The sequence below is a fragment of the Nonomuraea sp. NPDC050022 genome (assembly GCF_044460705.1).
In the GTDB taxonomy this organism is placed as follows: Bacteria; Actinomycetota; Actinomycetes; order Streptosporangiales; family Streptosporangiaceae; genus Nonomuraea.
Genome location: NZ_JBITKE010000002.1, coordinates 422,156 through 437,757, shown reverse-complemented (window position 1 = coordinate 437,757; position 15,602 = coordinate 422,156). Strand labels below are relative to the sequence as shown.

The following is a 15,602-nucleotide window of genomic DNA, read 5'->3' as shown; positions in this document are numbered from 1 at the left end:
GTGAGGGGCCGCTCGCATTGTCAAACGGTGTCGACGCGCCAGGCGAGTACGCGGCCGTAGTGGGACTGGCCGTACACGTGCGGTTTTCCGCGGATGGTCGCCACGGCCACGGAGCGTACCGGGCGGGCGAACGCGCCCAGCACCGCCACCCGGCGCCGCGGGGCGGCGGCGTCCCACAGCGTCACCGTGCCGTCCTCGGTCCCGGTCACCAGCAGGACCCGATCGTCGTGCTCGACCAGGCTCAGGCAGGTGACGGTCGAGGTGTGCGCGATCCACTCCCGGCGCTCGCCGGCGGCAGCATCCCATAGGTGCACATACCTCCCGCTGCCGACGGCGAGTACATCGCGGTCGGCGATCCGGCCCATGGCCAGGCCCGCACCGGCGTCGTCCACGCCGAGCGTCCGGATGTGCCGGCCGGTCAGCGGGTTCCACAGGTCCACCTCGCTGTCGCGCCGCGTGGCCAGCACCGGCTGATCCCCGGCCCGGCCGAAGGCACTCTCGCTCAGCGCGAACCCCCACCTGGGCAGCTTGGCCACGCACTCCTGCGTGACCGGGTCCCACACCTCGGCGCCGGCGGCGAGCAGCGCCCGGCCGTCGACCTCGCCGAAGGCCAGAGCGGTGGGTGAGGAGTGGTCCAGGCCGCCGAAGGTGACCCGGCCGCCCTCGGCGTCGTCCTTCCGCGCGATCCCGCGGATCTTGCTCAGCGGCTGCCACAGCATGGTGCCGTACGCGGCACAGCCACTGCTCGCGATGTACGGCCGACCGGTCACCTGCCCGGCCGCCAAGCCTCGGCAGCAGTGGTCGTAGGGCGATATGTCGCAGTCGTGGCCACGGCCGCTCTGGCGGCAGCCCAACGAGCCGATCTTCTTCCCATTCGTCGCGTCCACCAGGAGCACGGTGTCGCTGTGCGTGCCGACGGCCAGGGCGGGCGCGCCCCGCGCCGTGGTGAACAGCGCCAGCCCCGACCCGCCGTAGCCGGTCCGCCGGTGCTGATGCGGCGTCTGCGCGTCCCACACCTGCACCGTCCCGTCGAGCCCACCCGTGGCCAGGCAGAGACGTCCCGCCAGGCTCCCGAAGGCGGCGGTCGTGATCAGGCGGGTGTCGGCGTCCAGGTCGATGTCCGTCTTGTGGCCCGGGTGCCTGATCACCGCCTTCGCGGGCCGTTCCCACTCCTTGCCGGTGTCGGTGTGGTTCGCCACGAGCATGACGTTCCGCCCGGCGTGGGTGGTCATGGCCACCGGTCCCTGGTCGCGGTCGAACCCTCGGTCGCGGGATTTGTCGCGGAGGTCGTCCAGTTTCAGGTAGACCAGCTCGCGGCTTTGCACCGTGTAGCCCGGCGGGTGTTCGACGCGGACCACCACACCGGCTTCGGGCCGCCCGTTCGACTCGCCCATCAGTAGGGGCGGAGTGAGGCCGTCCTGCTCCATGTCCGCCCAGATGTCGTCCAGTTCGGCCGTCGCCAGTCGCTCGCCGGTGGCGACGTCCCACACGTGCAGCTCGTACGGGGACAGAGCGGCCAGCACCGTCCGCTCACCCAGCTTCGCCACACCGAGGTCGAGTACCGCGTCCCGCTCCTCCGCGCGCAGTGCGCGCACGAGCTCGCCGGTGGCCGGATCCAGCAGGTCGACGCGCCCGTCCTCGTCGTCCTCCGGGTAGCCGCGGTTGTGGAAGCCGATGGCCACGGCGAGCAGCGTCCGCCCGCCCTCGGCCTCGACGAAGGTCAGGGCTGTCGGGTAACCGCCGATCAGGTCGCGGGTGAATCCGCTCGCGCCGGTGAGCGGATTCCAGGTACGGATCGTGCCGCCGTCGTCGCCGCCGGCAAGTATTGGGCGGCCGTCCACCACGCCGAACGCCAGGGCGCGGACGCTCGCCGTATGACCCTCCAGGTCCAGCTCGGAACGGCCCTCCAGGTTCGGCCTGGGCTGGCTCTTCAGGTTCGGCCTGGGCCGGTCGAACATGGCGCGAAGTCGTACCACGTGGTCGTCGCCGCCGCTGGCCACGAACGTGCGGTCCTCGAACTCGCCCACCGCCACCGCCCAGACCGGGCCGTCGTGCCGGGCCGGGCACACGTGGAAGGCCGTGGGTCGTTCGCCGGTCTCCCACGCCAGGGTCCAAGTCCCCGGCTCCAGGGTCCGTGTCCCCAGCTCTGCCGAGTCCAATGCCGCCAGGGCCTCCGGTTCCTCGGCGGCGGCGGTCGCGCGCAGGAACTCGAGCCGTTCGGGGCCGGGCAGCGTGCGGAGCCGCGGGAGTGCCCGGCGGCAGGCCCGCAGCAGTGCCGGCGGCCATGACCCGTCGAGCGGGCCGTGCGGGAGCGTCGGACCGGCCTCGGTCAACGAGGTGAGATCGAGCGGCATCGTCGCTGTCCCTCCTCTTGCGCTCGATCCTCTCGCGCTCGATCAGAATCTAATGATCGTGATCGCCAAGGTACGGCGGGCTTCGCCAAATCGTGATCATCTACGCGGCGGACATCTCCTCTCCCTCGCGGAACCGGCGCATCACTGAGTCCCGAGCGTCGGCCCGGGTGGATGGCGCGGCGGTCACTGGAACGCGTAGCACTCCACTTCGGCTCGGCGATAGGACAGGTGCTTGGCCACGGAGTCCCGCACGCACGCGCGTTCGTTCGCGCTCAGCCGCAACATGCCGCACACCGTCACGCTGGAATAGGTGCGGCAATCCAGCGAGGAATCGACCTCCCCGACGCGGTAGTTCGCCCTGACCGCCGCGCGGCACTCCGAACGTGCCTGCGATGTGTTGGCGTACCTGCATTGATGCAGCAGGACCTCGTACTGGGATTCGCTGACCTGGTGGCGGTCGCCGTCCCAGGCGGGGATCGTTCCGAACATGGGGAGCAGCCACAACCCGGCGGCGGCGATGATGAATTTCATGGCTTCCCTCCAACACGCGCGAGGCACTGGCGGGGAGACGTCGCAGTCCACATCACCTGCTGAACTACCCCCGTCTGGATACTTCAGTCGCAGGCCACGGCCTCGTGGGGCCGACCGGCCGCGGCCCCCTCGATTGGCCGAGGGGCGCCGCGTCGTCAGGTCAGAAGTACTTCGAGGTCAGGTCCGTCGTCGGCCAGGTGGTGATCTTGACGGCGTTCATCTGGCCGTCGATCACGTCGAAGTCCGGCGTCCCCGTCTCCTCGCGCCGGTTGAACACCGCCGCGTAGCTCCAGCCGTTCTGCAGCCGCGCCAGGTACGAGAACGTGCCCGGCATCGAGCCGTTGTGCCAGGTGTTGAGGTGCCCGGTCACCTGCCGGACCCACCAGCCGCCGCCGTACCAGGAGCCGGAGGAGGTGACGCCGGTCTCCGGCTTGGCGAACAGCTTGGCGATCGACGCCGTGCTCAGCACCGTGCCCGGCCGGTCGAAGGCGAGCGTCCAGCGGACGAGGTCCACGGCCGAGGCCAGCCAGCCGCCGTTGGCGTCCTGGTTGGGCATGTTGAAGCCGCCGTACGGGTACGGCACGACGGTGCCTGACTCGTCCATGACGGTCTTGTTCGTGTACTGGGACTGGTACATCACCTCGCCGGCCGCGGCCTCGGTCCTGAGGCTCTTGCCGAGGCGCATCCGGGTGATGCCGAGGGGCTTGAGCAGCTTCGTCTTGACGTACGTCTCGTACGACATGCCCGACACCTTCTCGATGATCCGGCCGAGCAGCATGTAGCCGTAGTTGCTGTAGACCATCTTCGAGCCGGGGGCGAAGTCGAGCTGCCGGCCCGTGGCGTACTTGATGATCTCGGCGTGGCCGATCGGCAGCGGTACGTCCAGCGCGGCCGAGATCGTGTGGTCCAGCCAGAGCTGGTCCTGCTTGGAGGTGTCGCGGTCCCAGCCGCCCAGGTGCTGCATCAGCCGGAGCACGGTGACCTGGTTCATCCGGGTGTCGGCGGGGGTGAGGCCGAGCAGCGTGGTCACCTTGGCCGAAAGGCTCAGTTTGCCGTCCTGCACCAGCCGCATGATGGCGGCGGAGGTGATGTTCTTGCTCAGGCTGGCGATGCGGAACAACGACGTCGGGGTGACGGCGGGGATCGCCTGGGCGCCGGTGCTGTAGCGATAACCGCGGGCCAGGACGATCTTTCCGCTCTTCATGACCGCCAGCTGGGCGCAGGAGATCTCGCGTTCCTTCACAAAGGTCTTGATCACGTTGTCGAACCCGGCCAAGGACGCGGGAGCGGTCCCCGACGTCTCCACCACCGGAACGGGTGCGGCGAGCGCCGGCCGAGCCGTCATCGCGGCGGCGGGTACGGCAATGGCCCCCGCTTTGAGCAGGCTCCTACGAGTGAGCATCCGGCGAGTGAGCATTGTCACTTCTGACTCCTAGGTAACATCCGTGCAAAGTTGGGCCCGTATCTTACGGACATGGAGGATCCGGCGCAGCCCGGGTCTCCCGCTGGGAAGTTCTACGGCCCCGCGAGGGTTATGCGGTGGGCAAAGACCCCGTCAGGGTGTGGGAAACTGATCGTCCGTTGAAATCGGCTCGTTCCAAAACGACTTTTCGGATATTTCGCCATTTGGGCGATGTTGGAGGGTGTGGCATGACGACGGCTGCCCTGCAGACCGTGCTGACCGTTCCTGAGCGTTTCAGGGGCCCGGCTGGAGTCGCCAACGGCGGCTGGATAGCCGGCACCATGGCGGAGGCCTTGGGCGGCGACAGATCGGCGGTCGAGGTCACGCTGCACGCGCCCACCCCGCTGGAGACCGACCTGTGCCTGGAGCACGTCGCCAACACGGTGTCCCTCCACGAAGGCGACAAGCTGCTGGTCGAGGCCATCCCGGTGGCCGAGGACCTGACGGCGCCCGAGTTCGTGCCGTTCAACGACGCCGCTCGCGCCGAGGCCGGCTTCCCCGGCTGGCGGGGCCACGCCTTCCCCGAGTGCTTCGCGTGCGGGCTGCGCGAGCCGGGTGACGGGCTGCGGATCTTCCCCGGCCCGGTCGAGGGGACCGACCTGGTGGCCGCCGGGTGGCGGGTGCCGTTCACGGTGGCCGACGAGGACGGTGTGCCCGCCTCCGTGGTGGGGGCGGCGCTCGACTGCATCACCGGCTGGGCCCACTTCGGGCCCGGCGAGTCGGCGCTGCTCGGGCGGCTGGCCGTACAGATCCATCGGCGGCTGTACGCGGGCGGGGCATACTCCGTCGTGGCCCGCGCGACCGGCCGCGAGGGGCGCAAGCTGTTCGGCGAGAGCGCGATCTACGAGGTCGACGGCACCCTCGTGGCCGCTGCCCGCGCCACCTGGATCGCTCCCCGCGAAGCCTGAGACGCATCCCTGCCCAGGGAGGGTTCAGGACGTGAGCCGGTCGGCGACGACCGACGCGCAGCGCTCGTCGAACATGATCGTGTAGTGGTTGCAGTCGGGGATCACCTCGTCGGCGAGCCCCGGCAGGCGGGCGGTCCACGTGGCCGCCAGCGCGTCGGGCAGCATGCCGGTGTCCTGGTTGAGCAGCCCGCGCGGCGCCCTGATCAGCGAGAGCGGTGCCTTGATCGCGCTCAGCGCCGCGCCGATGCGCTCGGACTCGGTGAGCATCCACCGCCCGTCCTCGCGCACCGCCTCACCGGCCACGCGCGAGCGCAGTGCGCCCTCGGTGCCGGTCAGGTCATAGCGCACGTACGCCTCGGCGTCGGCGTTCCAGTTGTCGAGGAAGGCCGGGTGCGCCATGAAGAAGCCGACGTACGCCTCCGGTGTCGGGAATGTCCGGCGCAGTCGTTCCACGGCCGGTCCCAGGGTGGCCTCCAGGACCTCGTCAGGATCGGCGCCCTCGGGCAGCGGCAGCGGGAGGCCGCCGTCGACGAGCACCACGCGGGCGAAGTCGCGTTCGGCACCGGCCAGCGCGGCGACGTAGGCGCCCATGGAGTGCCCGGCCAGCACGGCCTCGGGGCCCGCGCCCACGTGGTCGGCCACGCGCAGCACGTCTTCCGCGTGCCGGGTCAGCCCGTACGGGCCGGGCAGCGCGGCGCTGTGCCCGCGACCGCGCAGGTCCATCGCGACCAGAGACCAGTCGGCGGGCAGCAGCCGCGCCACCGCGCCCCAGGCCATCAGCGAGGCGGTGATCCCGTGCACCGCGATGATCAGGCGTGGTCCCGTGCCGAACGTGGCGACCCGCAGGCCGTCGACCTCGTCGAGTCTCATAGCCGGATCTTAAGGACAAACCTTCTGGTAGGGCAGTCCTGGCACGAAGCTTCGCCACTCGCCGGGGCTCAGCGACCGGCCGGCGCGGGCGCAGATCGCGGCCACCATCTTGCCCGGCTCGACCGGCCGCTCGCGTAGGGCCCCTGCCTCGTCCAGGGTGAGCACTCCCGAGCCGTCGACGGTGAACGACGGGCCGTAAAGGTCGCCGTTGCTGCTGTCGCCGTCGTCGAGAGTGCCCAGGTCCGCGCCGGCGGCCAGGTCGACGAGCCGTAAACGGTGGTCGCGCGTGACCAGCGCCACCACGTCCTCGCTGGGTGACCTGACCGCGACGTCCCCGCCCTCGAGCCGGCCCAGGGCGGCCTGGCGGGCCCGCTTCCCGGTGGCGGTGTCGTAGACGCTCACGCGACCGCGGGAGTCCGCCACCGCCAGTGACCTGCCGTCGTGGGTGAAGACCACGTCGGTGACGGTCGTGCCCTGGCCGGTGCCCCCGAACGGCTTGCCCAGCCGCCGGCCCGACGCCGCGTCGAACAGGTACTGCTCGCCGGACCCCACCGCCAGTACTTTGCCGTCGGGGGAGAAGTCGGCGTCACGTACCTTGCCCACCTTCGCCGACCACAGCTGGCGCTTCGATTTCCAGTCCCAGACGCTCACCGCGTAGCGGCGGGACACGTCCTGGTCGCTGTACTCCAGCCCGGTGGCCAGCTTCGTGCCGTCGGGGCTGAAGGCCAGGAAAGTGGTCTCGTATTCCGCCAGGTCGCCGCGGGGCGCCGCCTGCGCGAGCGTGCGCCGCGTGCCGCTGTCGAGGACCGTGAACCCGCTGATGCCGCCCACCGCGGCCAGCCGCCCGTCGGGGCTGATCGCCGCGGCGTCCGCCGGGTCGGAATCGGGCCTCTTCATCACCGGGGCGCCGAGTGACCCGCGCGGGTCGGCGAGGAAGACCTGGTAGCCGTCCTCGGAGCTCAGGACCTGCCGCGCGCCGGGACCGAACTTCGCCCACGACCACGAGGGCGCCTGTTTCGGCGCGCGCACCGCGAAGTCGCTCAGGTCCACGGTGAGGACGCGGTCCTCGCTGAGATAGCGCAGGGTGTGGCCGTCGAAGCCGACCTGAGGCAGCGGCACGGAATCGTCCTCAGTGCCGCCGGGCAGGGTCAGCGTGGTGAGCAGCCGGTCGTATGCCCGCCAGACCTGGATGTCCTGCCCGGTCGCCGAGGCGAGCAGCCGCCCGTCGGCGCTGAAGGTCACCGCGCCGCCGTTCCAGATGTCCACTTCGTTCCCGAGATTCTCCGTCTGTCCGCCCGGGCGGTACGTGATCCGCAGCTTTCCGCCCACGAGCCGCACCGCCGACTTGCCGTCGGGTGAGACGACCGGGCGAGTGGCGAGCGGGCTCTTCGCCCGGGTGCCGGTCCGCAGGTCCCAGGTGTATTCGTACTGGTCGAGGATGATCAGCGCGTACCGGTCGGTCGTCCCGTACCGGACGCCGACCGGTGTGCCCGTGTCGTCGCCCACGTCATGGCCGAACGTCCACGTCCCGGCGGCCTTGCCGGTGCGCAGGTCCCATACCCGCGCCCGCTTGTTGGTGACCACCAGCAGGTTCCGGCCGGTGGGGGAGAGGGCGGCGGTCAGCGGCCGCTCGCCCGCCAGGCCGAGCCGGCCGATGCCGCCGCTCCGCTTGCCGGTGCGTACGTCCCAGAGCCTGACCGCGTCGTCGCTCACGCTGGCCAGCGTCCTGCCGTCGTGGCTCAGCAACCGCAGCGCGTCACCCGAGGCGGCGGGGTCCCTGAAGGCGGCGACCTCGCGCTGCGCCAGCGAAGCGGTCAGCGCGGCCCTGGTCTGCGGGGTTCGGTCCAGCCGCCAGGCGGCCACGCTCAGCAGCATCGCCGCCCTCGGGTCGCTCTTGCGCAGCGTGCCCGCGAACTGCGCCAGCCGCGCCGCCTCCGCCTGGTCGCGCTGCGCGGCGATCCGATCGGCCCGCTCATCGGCGAGCGCGCTCTGCTGGACGGCCAGGCCGGTCGCGAGCAGCGAGATCACCAGCAGGGCCGCCAGGCTGATGGAGACGAGTCTGGTCCGCCTGCTCCTGCGCCTGGTCAGACCGGCGCCCGCGTCGAGGAAGTCGCGTTCGGCGGTGGACAGGGTGATGTTCCTGCGGGCGGTGGCCGCCCACCGCAGCGCGTTCTCCAGACTGCTGCCCTGCAACAGGTCGCCGTCCCTGCGCCCGGCCCGAGCCCACCGCTGCGCGGCGGTCAGGATCTCCTTGTGTACGGCCAGGCCGTCCCGGTTGGCCTCGACCCAGCGGCGAAAGCGCGGCCAGGCGAGGGGCAGGGCGGGGCGGGCCAGCCAGACCTCCTCGCCTTCCCTGGACAGCAGGTAGCCGAACACCTCCAGGATCCGGGTGACCGACGAGACCTCGGGCAGCGGCCGGCCCTCGACGAGTTCGGCCAGCTCGGCCCGCCGTACCGCGAGGCCGCCCTGCTCGCTCACCGTGATCAGCCGGAGGAAGACCTCGGGCGCGAGTTCGCGCTCCTCAGCGGACAGCAGCGCGTACGCCTCCTCGGCCAGCGTGCCCAGCGCGGGATCGTGGGCGGGGGCGCCCACCCGCGCGGCCTCCCTGCCGCCGGCGGCGAGCAGCAGGCCGGTGTCGAGGCCGCCCTCGGCGCTCACCAGGGCCAGCAGCAGCTCGCGCGCGGACGGGCGCTCCAGCGGGTCCTTGCTGAGCGCCGCGGCCACCAGCGGGCGCAGCGTGGCGGGCAGGACGCCCAGGTCGGGCCGGGCCGACAGCACCCGATGCATGACCGCGCCCAGGTTCTCGGCTTCGAACGGGTCGGTGCCGCTCGCCGCGTAGACCATGATCGCGCCCCAGGCGAACACGTCGGCGGGCGTCCCGGCCCGCTGCCCGCCGAATACCTCGGGCGCCATGTACGTGGGCGTGCCCGTCACCAGGCCCGTCGCGGTGAGCGACATCTCCGCGGTCCGCGCCACGCCGAAGTCGATCACCCGCGGCCCGTCGGGACCGAGCAGCACGTTGTCGGGCTTCAGGTCGCGGTGGATCACCCCGGCGTCGTGGATGGCGGTCAGCGCGGTCGCCACGGCCGTGGCCAGCCGGTGCAGCTCGCCGCCGCCGAAGCGACGTCCCTCCGTGACGGCCTTGCGCAGGCTGGGGCCCTGGACGTACTCGCTGACGATGTACGGCCTGGGCCCCTCCAGTTCGGCTTCCAGGACGCTCGCGGTGCAGAACGCGGCCACCCGGCGCGCCGCGGTCGCCTCCCTGGCCAGTTGCGCCGACTGGTCGCCGTGCAGCACCTTGATCGCCACCCGGCGGCCGTCCTCTGCGTAGCCCTCGTAGACCACGCCCTGGCCGCCCGTGCCTAGCCGCCCGGCCAGCCAGTAGTTGCCCAGCCGCTGGGGATCCCCGTCGATCAACTTGTCCACGGGCAGTTGGATGCATGCGGCTTGGAGAAAGTTTGGGCGGATAAATTACTCCTTATGAGGATTACGGTCATTGAGCACGAGGCAGACGCGACTCTCGGCTACCTGGGCGACTGGCTGGGGCCGGTCTGCGACGTCGTACGCCCGTACTTGGGCGAGGAGGTTCCCGAGCGCGCCGCCGACGGGCTGATCGTGCTCGGTGGGGAGACGGCGGCGTGGGAGGACGATCGCTGCCCGTGGCTGCCCGCCACCCGTGACCTGCTGGCCCGCTCCGTCGAGGACGGTACGCCCACGCTGGCCATCTGCCTCGGCGCGCAGCTGATGACCCTGGCCTGCGGCGGCACTGTGGAGCGGGGCGGCGAGGGGCTGGAGGTGGGCGTCTGCGAGGTGGTCGCGCTGCCCGCCGCGGCCGCCGATCCGCTGCTGTCCGGTGTCTCTACGGCCGTCGCCGTCCAGTTCCACCAGGACGTGATAGCCCAGCTGCCCGACGGGGCGGTGCCGCTGATGACGGGCACACCGTACCCGAACCAGGCGTACCGGCTCGGCACGGCGGCCTGGGCGGTGCAGTTCCACCCCGAGGCCACGCCGGAGATCTTCACCTCGTGGACCACGGCCTCGGGCCTCGGCGCGGCTGGCGAGCTGAACGCGGCGGTCGGCGCGGCCGAGGAGGCGCTCATCGCCACCTGGTGGCCGTTGGCCGAGGCGTTCGGGCGCCTGGTCGCCGACAGGGCGGGGGCGGACCTCGAGCCGGTTCAGGGCATGTCCTGAGTCGTTCTCTGACGCGCGCTGGCTGTTCCTGGTCTGCGTCGGCTGACGTCCGCGCGCACCGGCCGCCGTGCCGGATGGGTTACCGGCGGCCGGTACGGGGCCGGGTGAGCGCGTGGGCGAGTGCGTGGACGCCGCCCAGGACGAGCGGCAGCGCGGCCAGCCCGGCCAGGGCCGACCCGGCGCCCGCCGTCGGCACCCCTGACGCCTTGAGTCGCCGCCACGCCCACACCGTGAACGGGATCACCACCACCGGCGCTGTCACCACGCCGGGCGTGTAGCCGCGCGCGAGCGCCGACTGCACCAGATGCCCCACCCCGTGCAGCCCGAACCCGGCCAGCACCGCCTGGAACACCGGGCTGCGTCCTCCGGTGCGCGCCCCCATGGCCGACGCCCCGGCCATGACGCCGCCCATGAGCCCGATCGCCACGTTCACCTGCCGCTGGGACATCTCCAGCCGCTGCCACGGGACCCGTGGGTAGCGCCGCTCCAGCTCGGGCCGGTGCTCGCGGGTCCAGCGGGCCATCGTGGCCAGTTCCTCCGCGTCGTGCGCCGCCCAGGCCGCGAGCAGCCCCCACGTCACCGTCGCCGGCACGCCGTCCATTCCGACCCCCAAAACACAACGCAACGTTGCGTTCCACTTTAGGCTTCAGGGGTGGCGGGCTGTCAAGATAGGGTGGTGCCGAGGATCGAGTCCACCGCCGCCCGCCTGGCCAAGCTCGGCTTCGCCGACGGCGCGCGGGCCGCGACCCTGGTACGACAGTCGGGGGCAGAGCTGGACGACCTGCTCAAAGGACTGGTAGCCGTGTCCGACCCCGATCTGGCGCTCGCCTCACTGACCCGCCTGGCCGAGCGTGAGCCCCGCGTGCTCGACACGCTGCGCGCCGACGAAGACCTCCAGGGCAGGGTGCTCGCGGTGCTCGGGGTGAGCGCCGCCTTGGGGGAGCACCTCGTACGCCATCCCGAGCAGGTGGGGCTGCTGGCCCTGCCCGAGCTGGGAGACGCGCGGGCCGAGTTGCTGCGCGCCGTCGGCGCCGAGCCGGAGCAGGACGAGCCCACCGCGTCGGATCCCGGCGCGCTGGTGGCGCTGCGGGTCGCCTACCGCGGGCGGCTGCTGCATCTGGCCGCCCGCGACCTCACCGGGCAGATCGGGCTGCCCGACGTCACCGCCGAGCTGTCCGACCTCGCGGGCGCGGCGCTGGAGGCCGCGCTGGCCATCGCGCGGGCCGAGGTCGACGCGAGCGACGTACGGCTGGCGGTGGTCGGCATGGGCAAGCAGGGCGCCAGGGAGCTCAACTACATCAGCGACGTTGACGTGATCTTCGTGGCCGAGCCGCGCGAAGGCGCCGACGAGACGGCGGCCCTGCGCGGTGCCACCCGCCTGGCCCAGGCCATGATGCGGGCCTGCACGGCGACCACTCCCGAGGGCGCGCTGTGGGAGGTCGACGCCGGGCTGCGGCCCGAGGGCCGCGCGGGGCCGCTGGTCCGCACGCTGGCCAGCCATCTGGCCTACTACCGGCGCTGGGCCAAGACCTGGGAGTTCCAGGCGCTGCTCAAGGCGCGGCCGGTGGCGGGCGACCTGGTGCTGGGCTCGGCCTATGTCGAGGCGGTCAACGAGTTCGTCTGGTCGGCCGCGACCCGGGAGCACTTCGTCGAGGACGTGCAGGCCATGCGCCGCCGCGTCGAGTCCCACGTACGGGCCGAGGGCGAGCGGCAGATCAAGCTCGGCCCCGGCGGGCTGCGTGACATCGAGTTCGCGGTGCAGCTGCTGCAGCTGGTGCACGGGCGGCAGGATCCGCTGCTGCGGCGCAAGGCCACCCTGCCGGCCCTGGCCGCGCTCTCCCGCGGCGGCTACGTGGGCCGTGACGACTCACGCGGGCTGGCCGAGGCGTACACCTTCCTGCGCCAGGTCGAGCACCTGCTGCAGCTGCACCGGCTGCGCCGTACGCACGTCCTGCCGTCGGACCCCGACGACCTACGGCGGCTGGGGCGCGCGCTCGGCATGCACGCCGACCCGGTGGGGGAGTTCACCGCCAGGTGGCGGCGCCACGCGAGGGAGGCGCGGCGGCTGCACGAGAAGCTGTTCTACCGGCCGCTGCTGCAGGCCGTGGCCCGGCTGCCCGAGTCGGAGGCCCGGCTGTCCACCATCGCGGCGGCCGCCCGGCTGGCGGCGCTCGGCTACGTCGACCCCAACGGCGCCCTGCGCCACATCGCCGCACTGACCACGGGCGTCTCGCGGCGGGCGGCGATCCAGCGGACGCTGCTGCCGGTCATGCTCGGCTGGTTCGCCGACACGCCCGACCCGGACGCCGGGCTGCTCGGCTTCCGCCAGGTGAGCGACAAGCTCGGCACCACGCCGTGGTACCTGCGGCTGCTGCGCGACGAGACGGCCGTGGCGGCGCGGATGGCGCGGCTGCTCGGCAGCAGCCGCTACGCGACCGGGCTGCTGCTGAACGCGCCCGACGCCGTCGGGCTGCTGGGCTCCGACGAGGACCTGGCCGCGCGCTCGCCGGACGCGCTGCTGAAGGAGGCCTCGGCCGCCGTGTCGAGGCACGGGTCGGACATGGAGTCGGCGGTGGCGGCGGTACGTGCGCTGCGGCGCAGGGAGCTGTTCCGTACGGCCGTGGCCGACATTTCCGGACTTATGAGCATTGAGCAGGTGGGGGTGGCGCTGTCGTCGCTGAACGACGTGACCATCCAGGCCGCGCTGGACGTGGCGATCGGCAAGGTCGAGGTGGAGCGGCGGGGGGCGCTGCCGACCAGGTTCGCGGTGATCGCCATGGGACGGCTCGGCGGCATGGAGTCCTCCTACGCCAGCGACGCCGACGTGATGTTCGTACACTCGCCCGTGCCCGGCGCCTCCGAACGCGACGCCACCGACGCCGCGTACGCGGTCGCCAACGAGCTGCGCCGCCTGCTCGCCCTCCCCGCCCCCGACCCGCCGCTGCTCATCGACCCCGACCTGCGCCCCGAGGGCAGGCAGGGCCCGCTCGTCCGTACGCTGGCCTCCTACCAGGCCTATTACGCGCGCTGGTCGTCCCCTTGGGAGGCGCAGGCGCTGCTGCGGGCCCGCTTCTCGGCCGGTGACGCCGCGCTGGGCGCCGCGTTCGTCGCCGTGATCGACGACCTGCGTTACCCGCCCGAAGGCCTGTCCGACGACGTCGTACGCGAGATCAGGCGGCTCAAGGCCCGCATGGAGGCGGAGCGGCTGCCACGCGGCGCCGATCCCGCCCTGCACACCAAGCTGGGCCCCGGTGGCCTGTCGGACGTCGAGTGGGTGGCGCAGCTGCTGCAGCTCCGCTTCGCGGCCGGACACCCCGCGCTGCGGACCACCCGTACCCTGGAGGCGCTGCGCGCGGCTGAGGGGGAGGGCCTGCTCGCGGCCCCCGACGCGGCCGTACTGGCGGCGGCCTGGCGCTTCGCCTCGCGCGTCAGGGACGCGCTCATGCTGGTCAAGGGCCGTCCCGGCGACAGCGTCCCGGCCGACGTCAGGGAGCGCAGGCTCATCGCGCGCATCCTCGGTTATCCGCCGGAGGGCTCGGAGGACTTCCTCGACGACTACCGCCGGGTGACCCGGCGGGCCCGCCAAGTGGTCGACCGGGTCTTCTACGGTTCCTGACCCGTAACAGGTTGGTTGCGGGCCGTGCGGGCGGGCCCTGGCGGGTGTATCAAGGCGCGGGGTGATCCATTTTGCTTTCCATTTACGTTGATCTCGCGTTAGGTCTGGTGCTGGCGTTCCTCCTGCTGTCGCTGCTGGTGAGCGGGCTGAACGAGGCTCTCGTACGGCTGCTGGGCATCCGCAGCAAGTTCCTGTGGGCCTATCTGCGCGACACCATGGACGGCAGCGACGCGCAGGGGAAGTCGTGGTTGCCGGCCAAGGTGGCCGACGTGTTCGCGCGGCTGCCGTTCATCCGTGATCCACGGCCCGCCCACAGCGACCAGCCGGCCCCGGTCGAGGCGGCCCAGGCGCCCGAGCAGGAGACCAAGGCCGACGACGCCGTGACGCAGCTGCTCTACCAGCGGGTCCAGGAGATCGACCACCCGAAGCGGGGCCGCACCAGCATCGCCAACATCCCGCCGGAGCGCTTCGCGGTGGCCCTGATGGAGATGGCCGCCGGCGAGAAGGACGGTGTCGAGGGGCTGCTGGCCAAGCTCAAGGCGATGGGCAGCCCGCTCTACGGCCATCTCAAGGGCGTGTGGGACACCGCGCAGCGCGACATGGACCGCTTCCGGCAGGGTGTGGAGACGTGGTTCGACGGCGAGATGCAGCGGCTGTCGATGCTCTACAAGCGCTACGTCAAGTGGGTGGTCGCCCTGCTCGGCGTGGTGGTGGTGCTGCTGTTCACGATGGACGGGTTCGAGTACGCCAAGACCCTGCTGCGCGACAACGCCTTCCGCGCCTCGGTGACGGCCGTGGCCGAGGCGGGGCCCGACGCCTACAGCGAGCTCAAGGAGCGGTGCGCGCAGTCCAACCCGATGCCGTGCATCACTGAGACGCTGAGCCAGCCCGCGCTGGTCATGGTGTTCGACCATGCGATCGTCAACATCGCGATCCCGGCCGAGGGCGACCCGAGCATCCACTGGAACGGCGCCGCCTGGTGGGACCGCCTCACCACGCTCAGCCACTGGCCCGGCTATGCGCTGACGTTCGTGGCGTTGCTGTTCGGCGCGTCGTTCTGGTGGGACCTGCTCCGCCGCCTCACCGGCCTCCGTGGCCGTCGTTAGATCTGGGCTAGTGTTGAGCCGATGGAGACAGAACGGCTCATCATGCGCAGATGGCGCGACGACGACAGGGAACCGTTCGCGGCGATGAACGCCGACGCCGAGGTCATGGAGCACTTCCCGGCCCTGATGACCAGGTCGGAGAGCGACGGCTTCGTCGACAGGATCGAGGCGGGCTTCGAGGCCCACGGGTACGGGCTGTGGGCGCTGGAGGTGCGCGAGAGCGGCGAGTTCATCGGGTTCACCGGGCTGGTCCTGCAGACGTTCGAGGCGCCGTTCACCCCGGCGGTCGAGGTGGGCTGGCGGCTGGCCAAGGCGGCGTGGGGGCACGGGTACGCGATCGAGGCGGCCCGGGAGGCCGTACGGTATGGGTTCGACGTGGCGGGGCTGGACGAGATCGTCTCCATCACGACCGTGGGGAACACCCGCTCGCGCAAGGTCATGGAACGGCTGGGCATGACCCGTGACATAGCTGACGACTTCTATCACCCGCGGGTTCCGGCGGACAGCCCGCAACGGCCGCACGTCCTGTACCGGCTCAGGCGCGGTCAGGCGCTCATGGCGTAG

Annotated in this window: 11 protein-coding genes; 5 read left to right on the top strand and 6 right to left on the bottom strand. The window is 71.8% G+C overall.

Annotated features, from left to right (window positions below; all coding sequences use genetic code 11):
- Nucleotides 1–20: 20 nt before the first annotated feature.
- From ACIBO2_RS08515 to ACIBO2_RS08505, 3 genes are all read right to left on the bottom strand, one after another.
- Nucleotides 21–2,354 carry a hypothetical protein gene (locus tag ACIBO2_RS08515; protein WP_358538795.1) on the bottom strand — a complete coding sequence of 778 codons (2,334 nt, stop codon included), beginning with the start codon at nucleotides 2,352–2,354 and terminating at the stop codon, nucleotides 21–23.
- 183 nt (nucleotides 2,355–2,537) lie between these two features.
- A complete protein-coding gene (locus ACIBO2_RS08510) occupies nucleotides 2,538–2,885 on the bottom strand; it encodes a hypothetical protein (protein WP_358538793.1) in 348 nt (115 codons plus the stop codon).
- A 160-nt stretch (nucleotides 2,886–3,045) separates the two neighbouring features.
- Nucleotides 3,046–4,302: a serine hydrolase domain-containing protein gene (locus ACIBO2_RS08505; protein ID WP_358538855.1), complete on the bottom strand. Its 1,257-nt coding sequence runs from the start codon at nucleotides 4,300–4,302 to the stop codon at nucleotides 3,046–3,048.
- A gap of 233 nt (nucleotides 4,303–4,535) precedes the next feature.
- Here ACIBO2_RS08505 and ACIBO2_RS08500 point away from each other — a divergent pair, with 233 nt between their 5' ends.
- On the top strand, nucleotides 4,536–5,255 hold the full coding sequence (locus tag ACIBO2_RS08500; protein ID WP_358444275.1) for a hypothetical protein: 720 nt from the start codon (nucleotides 4,536–4,538) through the stop codon (nucleotides 5,253–5,255).
- Between the two features lie 24 nt (nucleotides 5,256–5,279).
- On the opposite strand, the gene ACIBO2_RS08495 is transcribed toward ACIBO2_RS08500, so the two are convergent.
- Together ACIBO2_RS08495 and ACIBO2_RS08490 are read right to left on the bottom strand one after the other, a co-directional pair.
- Nucleotides 5,280–6,125 carry an alpha/beta hydrolase gene (locus ACIBO2_RS08495; RefSeq protein ID WP_358538790.1) on the bottom strand — a complete coding sequence of 282 codons (846 nt, stop codon included), beginning with the start codon at nucleotides 6,123–6,125 and terminating at the stop codon, nucleotides 5,280–5,282.
- A 9-nt stretch (nucleotides 6,126–6,134) separates the two neighbouring features.
- The gene (locus tag ACIBO2_RS08490; RefSeq protein ID WP_397296030.1) at nucleotides 6,135–9,551 is read right to left on the bottom strand and encodes a protein kinase; all 3,417 of its coding nucleotides are present in this window, start codon (nucleotides 9,549–9,551) and stop codon (nucleotides 6,135–6,137) included.
- Between the two features lie 54 nt (nucleotides 9,552–9,605).
- On the opposite strand from ACIBO2_RS08490, the gene ACIBO2_RS08485 reads away from it, so the two are divergent.
- On the top strand, nucleotides 9,606–10,316 hold the full coding sequence (locus ACIBO2_RS08485; RefSeq protein ID WP_397296028.1) for a type 1 glutamine amidotransferase: 711 nt from the start codon (nucleotides 9,606–9,608) through the stop codon (nucleotides 10,314–10,316).
- A gap of 79 nt (nucleotides 10,317–10,395) precedes the next feature.
- Here ACIBO2_RS08485 and ACIBO2_RS08480 read toward each other — a convergent pair whose 3' ends face one another.
- Complete coding sequence (locus tag ACIBO2_RS08480; protein WP_358538784.1) at nucleotides 10,396–10,917, bottom strand: HXXEE domain-containing protein; 522 nt, start codon at nucleotides 10,915–10,917, stop codon at nucleotides 10,396–10,398.
- Nucleotides 10,918–10,992: 75 nt separating this feature from the next.
- Here ACIBO2_RS08480 and ACIBO2_RS08475 point away from each other — a divergent pair, with 75 nt between their 5' ends.
- From ACIBO2_RS08475 to ACIBO2_RS08465, 3 genes are all read left to right on the top strand, one after another.
- Nucleotides 10,993–13,932 carry a bifunctional [glutamine synthetase] adenylyltransferase/[glutamine synthetase]-adenylyl-L-tyrosine phosphorylase gene (locus ACIBO2_RS08475; RefSeq protein WP_397296026.1) on the top strand — a complete coding sequence of 980 codons (2,940 nt, stop codon included), beginning with the start codon at nucleotides 10,993–10,995 and terminating at the stop codon, nucleotides 13,930–13,932.
- A 107-nt stretch (nucleotides 13,933–14,039) separates the two neighbouring features.
- A complete protein-coding gene (locus ACIBO2_RS08470) occupies nucleotides 14,040–15,038 on the top strand; it encodes a hypothetical protein (RefSeq protein ID WP_397296024.1) in 999 nt (332 codons plus the stop codon).
- A 21-nt stretch (nucleotides 15,039–15,059) separates the two neighbouring features.
- Nucleotides 15,060–15,602: a GNAT family N-acetyltransferase gene (locus tag ACIBO2_RS08465; RefSeq protein WP_358538776.1), complete on the top strand. Its 543-nt coding sequence runs from the start codon at nucleotides 15,060–15,062 to the stop codon at nucleotides 15,600–15,602.

Coding starts and splice junctions, on each gene's coding strand:
- ACIBO2_RS08515 (WP_358538795.1), bottom strand. CDS start 2,354: ATGCCGCTCGATCTCACCTCGTTGACCGAGGCCGGTCCGACGCTCCCG.
- ACIBO2_RS08510 (WP_358538793.1), bottom strand. CDS start 2,885: ATGAAATTCATCATCGCCGCCGCCGGGTTGTGGCTGCTCCCCATGTTC.
- ACIBO2_RS08505 (WP_358538855.1), bottom strand. CDS start 4,302: ATGCTCACTCGCCGGATGCTCACTCGTAGGAGCCTGCTCAAAGCGGGG.
- ACIBO2_RS08500 (WP_358444275.1), top strand. CDS start 4,536: ATGACGACGGCTGCCCTGCAGACCGTGCTGACCGTTCCTGAGCGTTTC.
- ACIBO2_RS08495 (WP_358538790.1), bottom strand. CDS start 6,125: ATGAGACTCGACGAGGTCGACGGCCTGCGGGTCGCCACGTTCGGCACG.
- ACIBO2_RS08485 (WP_397296028.1), top strand. CDS start 9,606: ATGAGGATTACGGTCATTGAGCACGAGGCAGACGCGACTCTCGGCTAC.
- ACIBO2_RS08480 (WP_358538784.1), bottom strand. CDS start 10,917: ATGGACGGCGTGCCGGCGACGGTGACGTGGGGGCTGCTCGCGGCCTGG.
- ACIBO2_RS08465 (WP_358538776.1), top strand. CDS start 15,060: ATGGAGACAGAACGGCTCATCATGCGCAGATGGCGCGACGACGACAGG.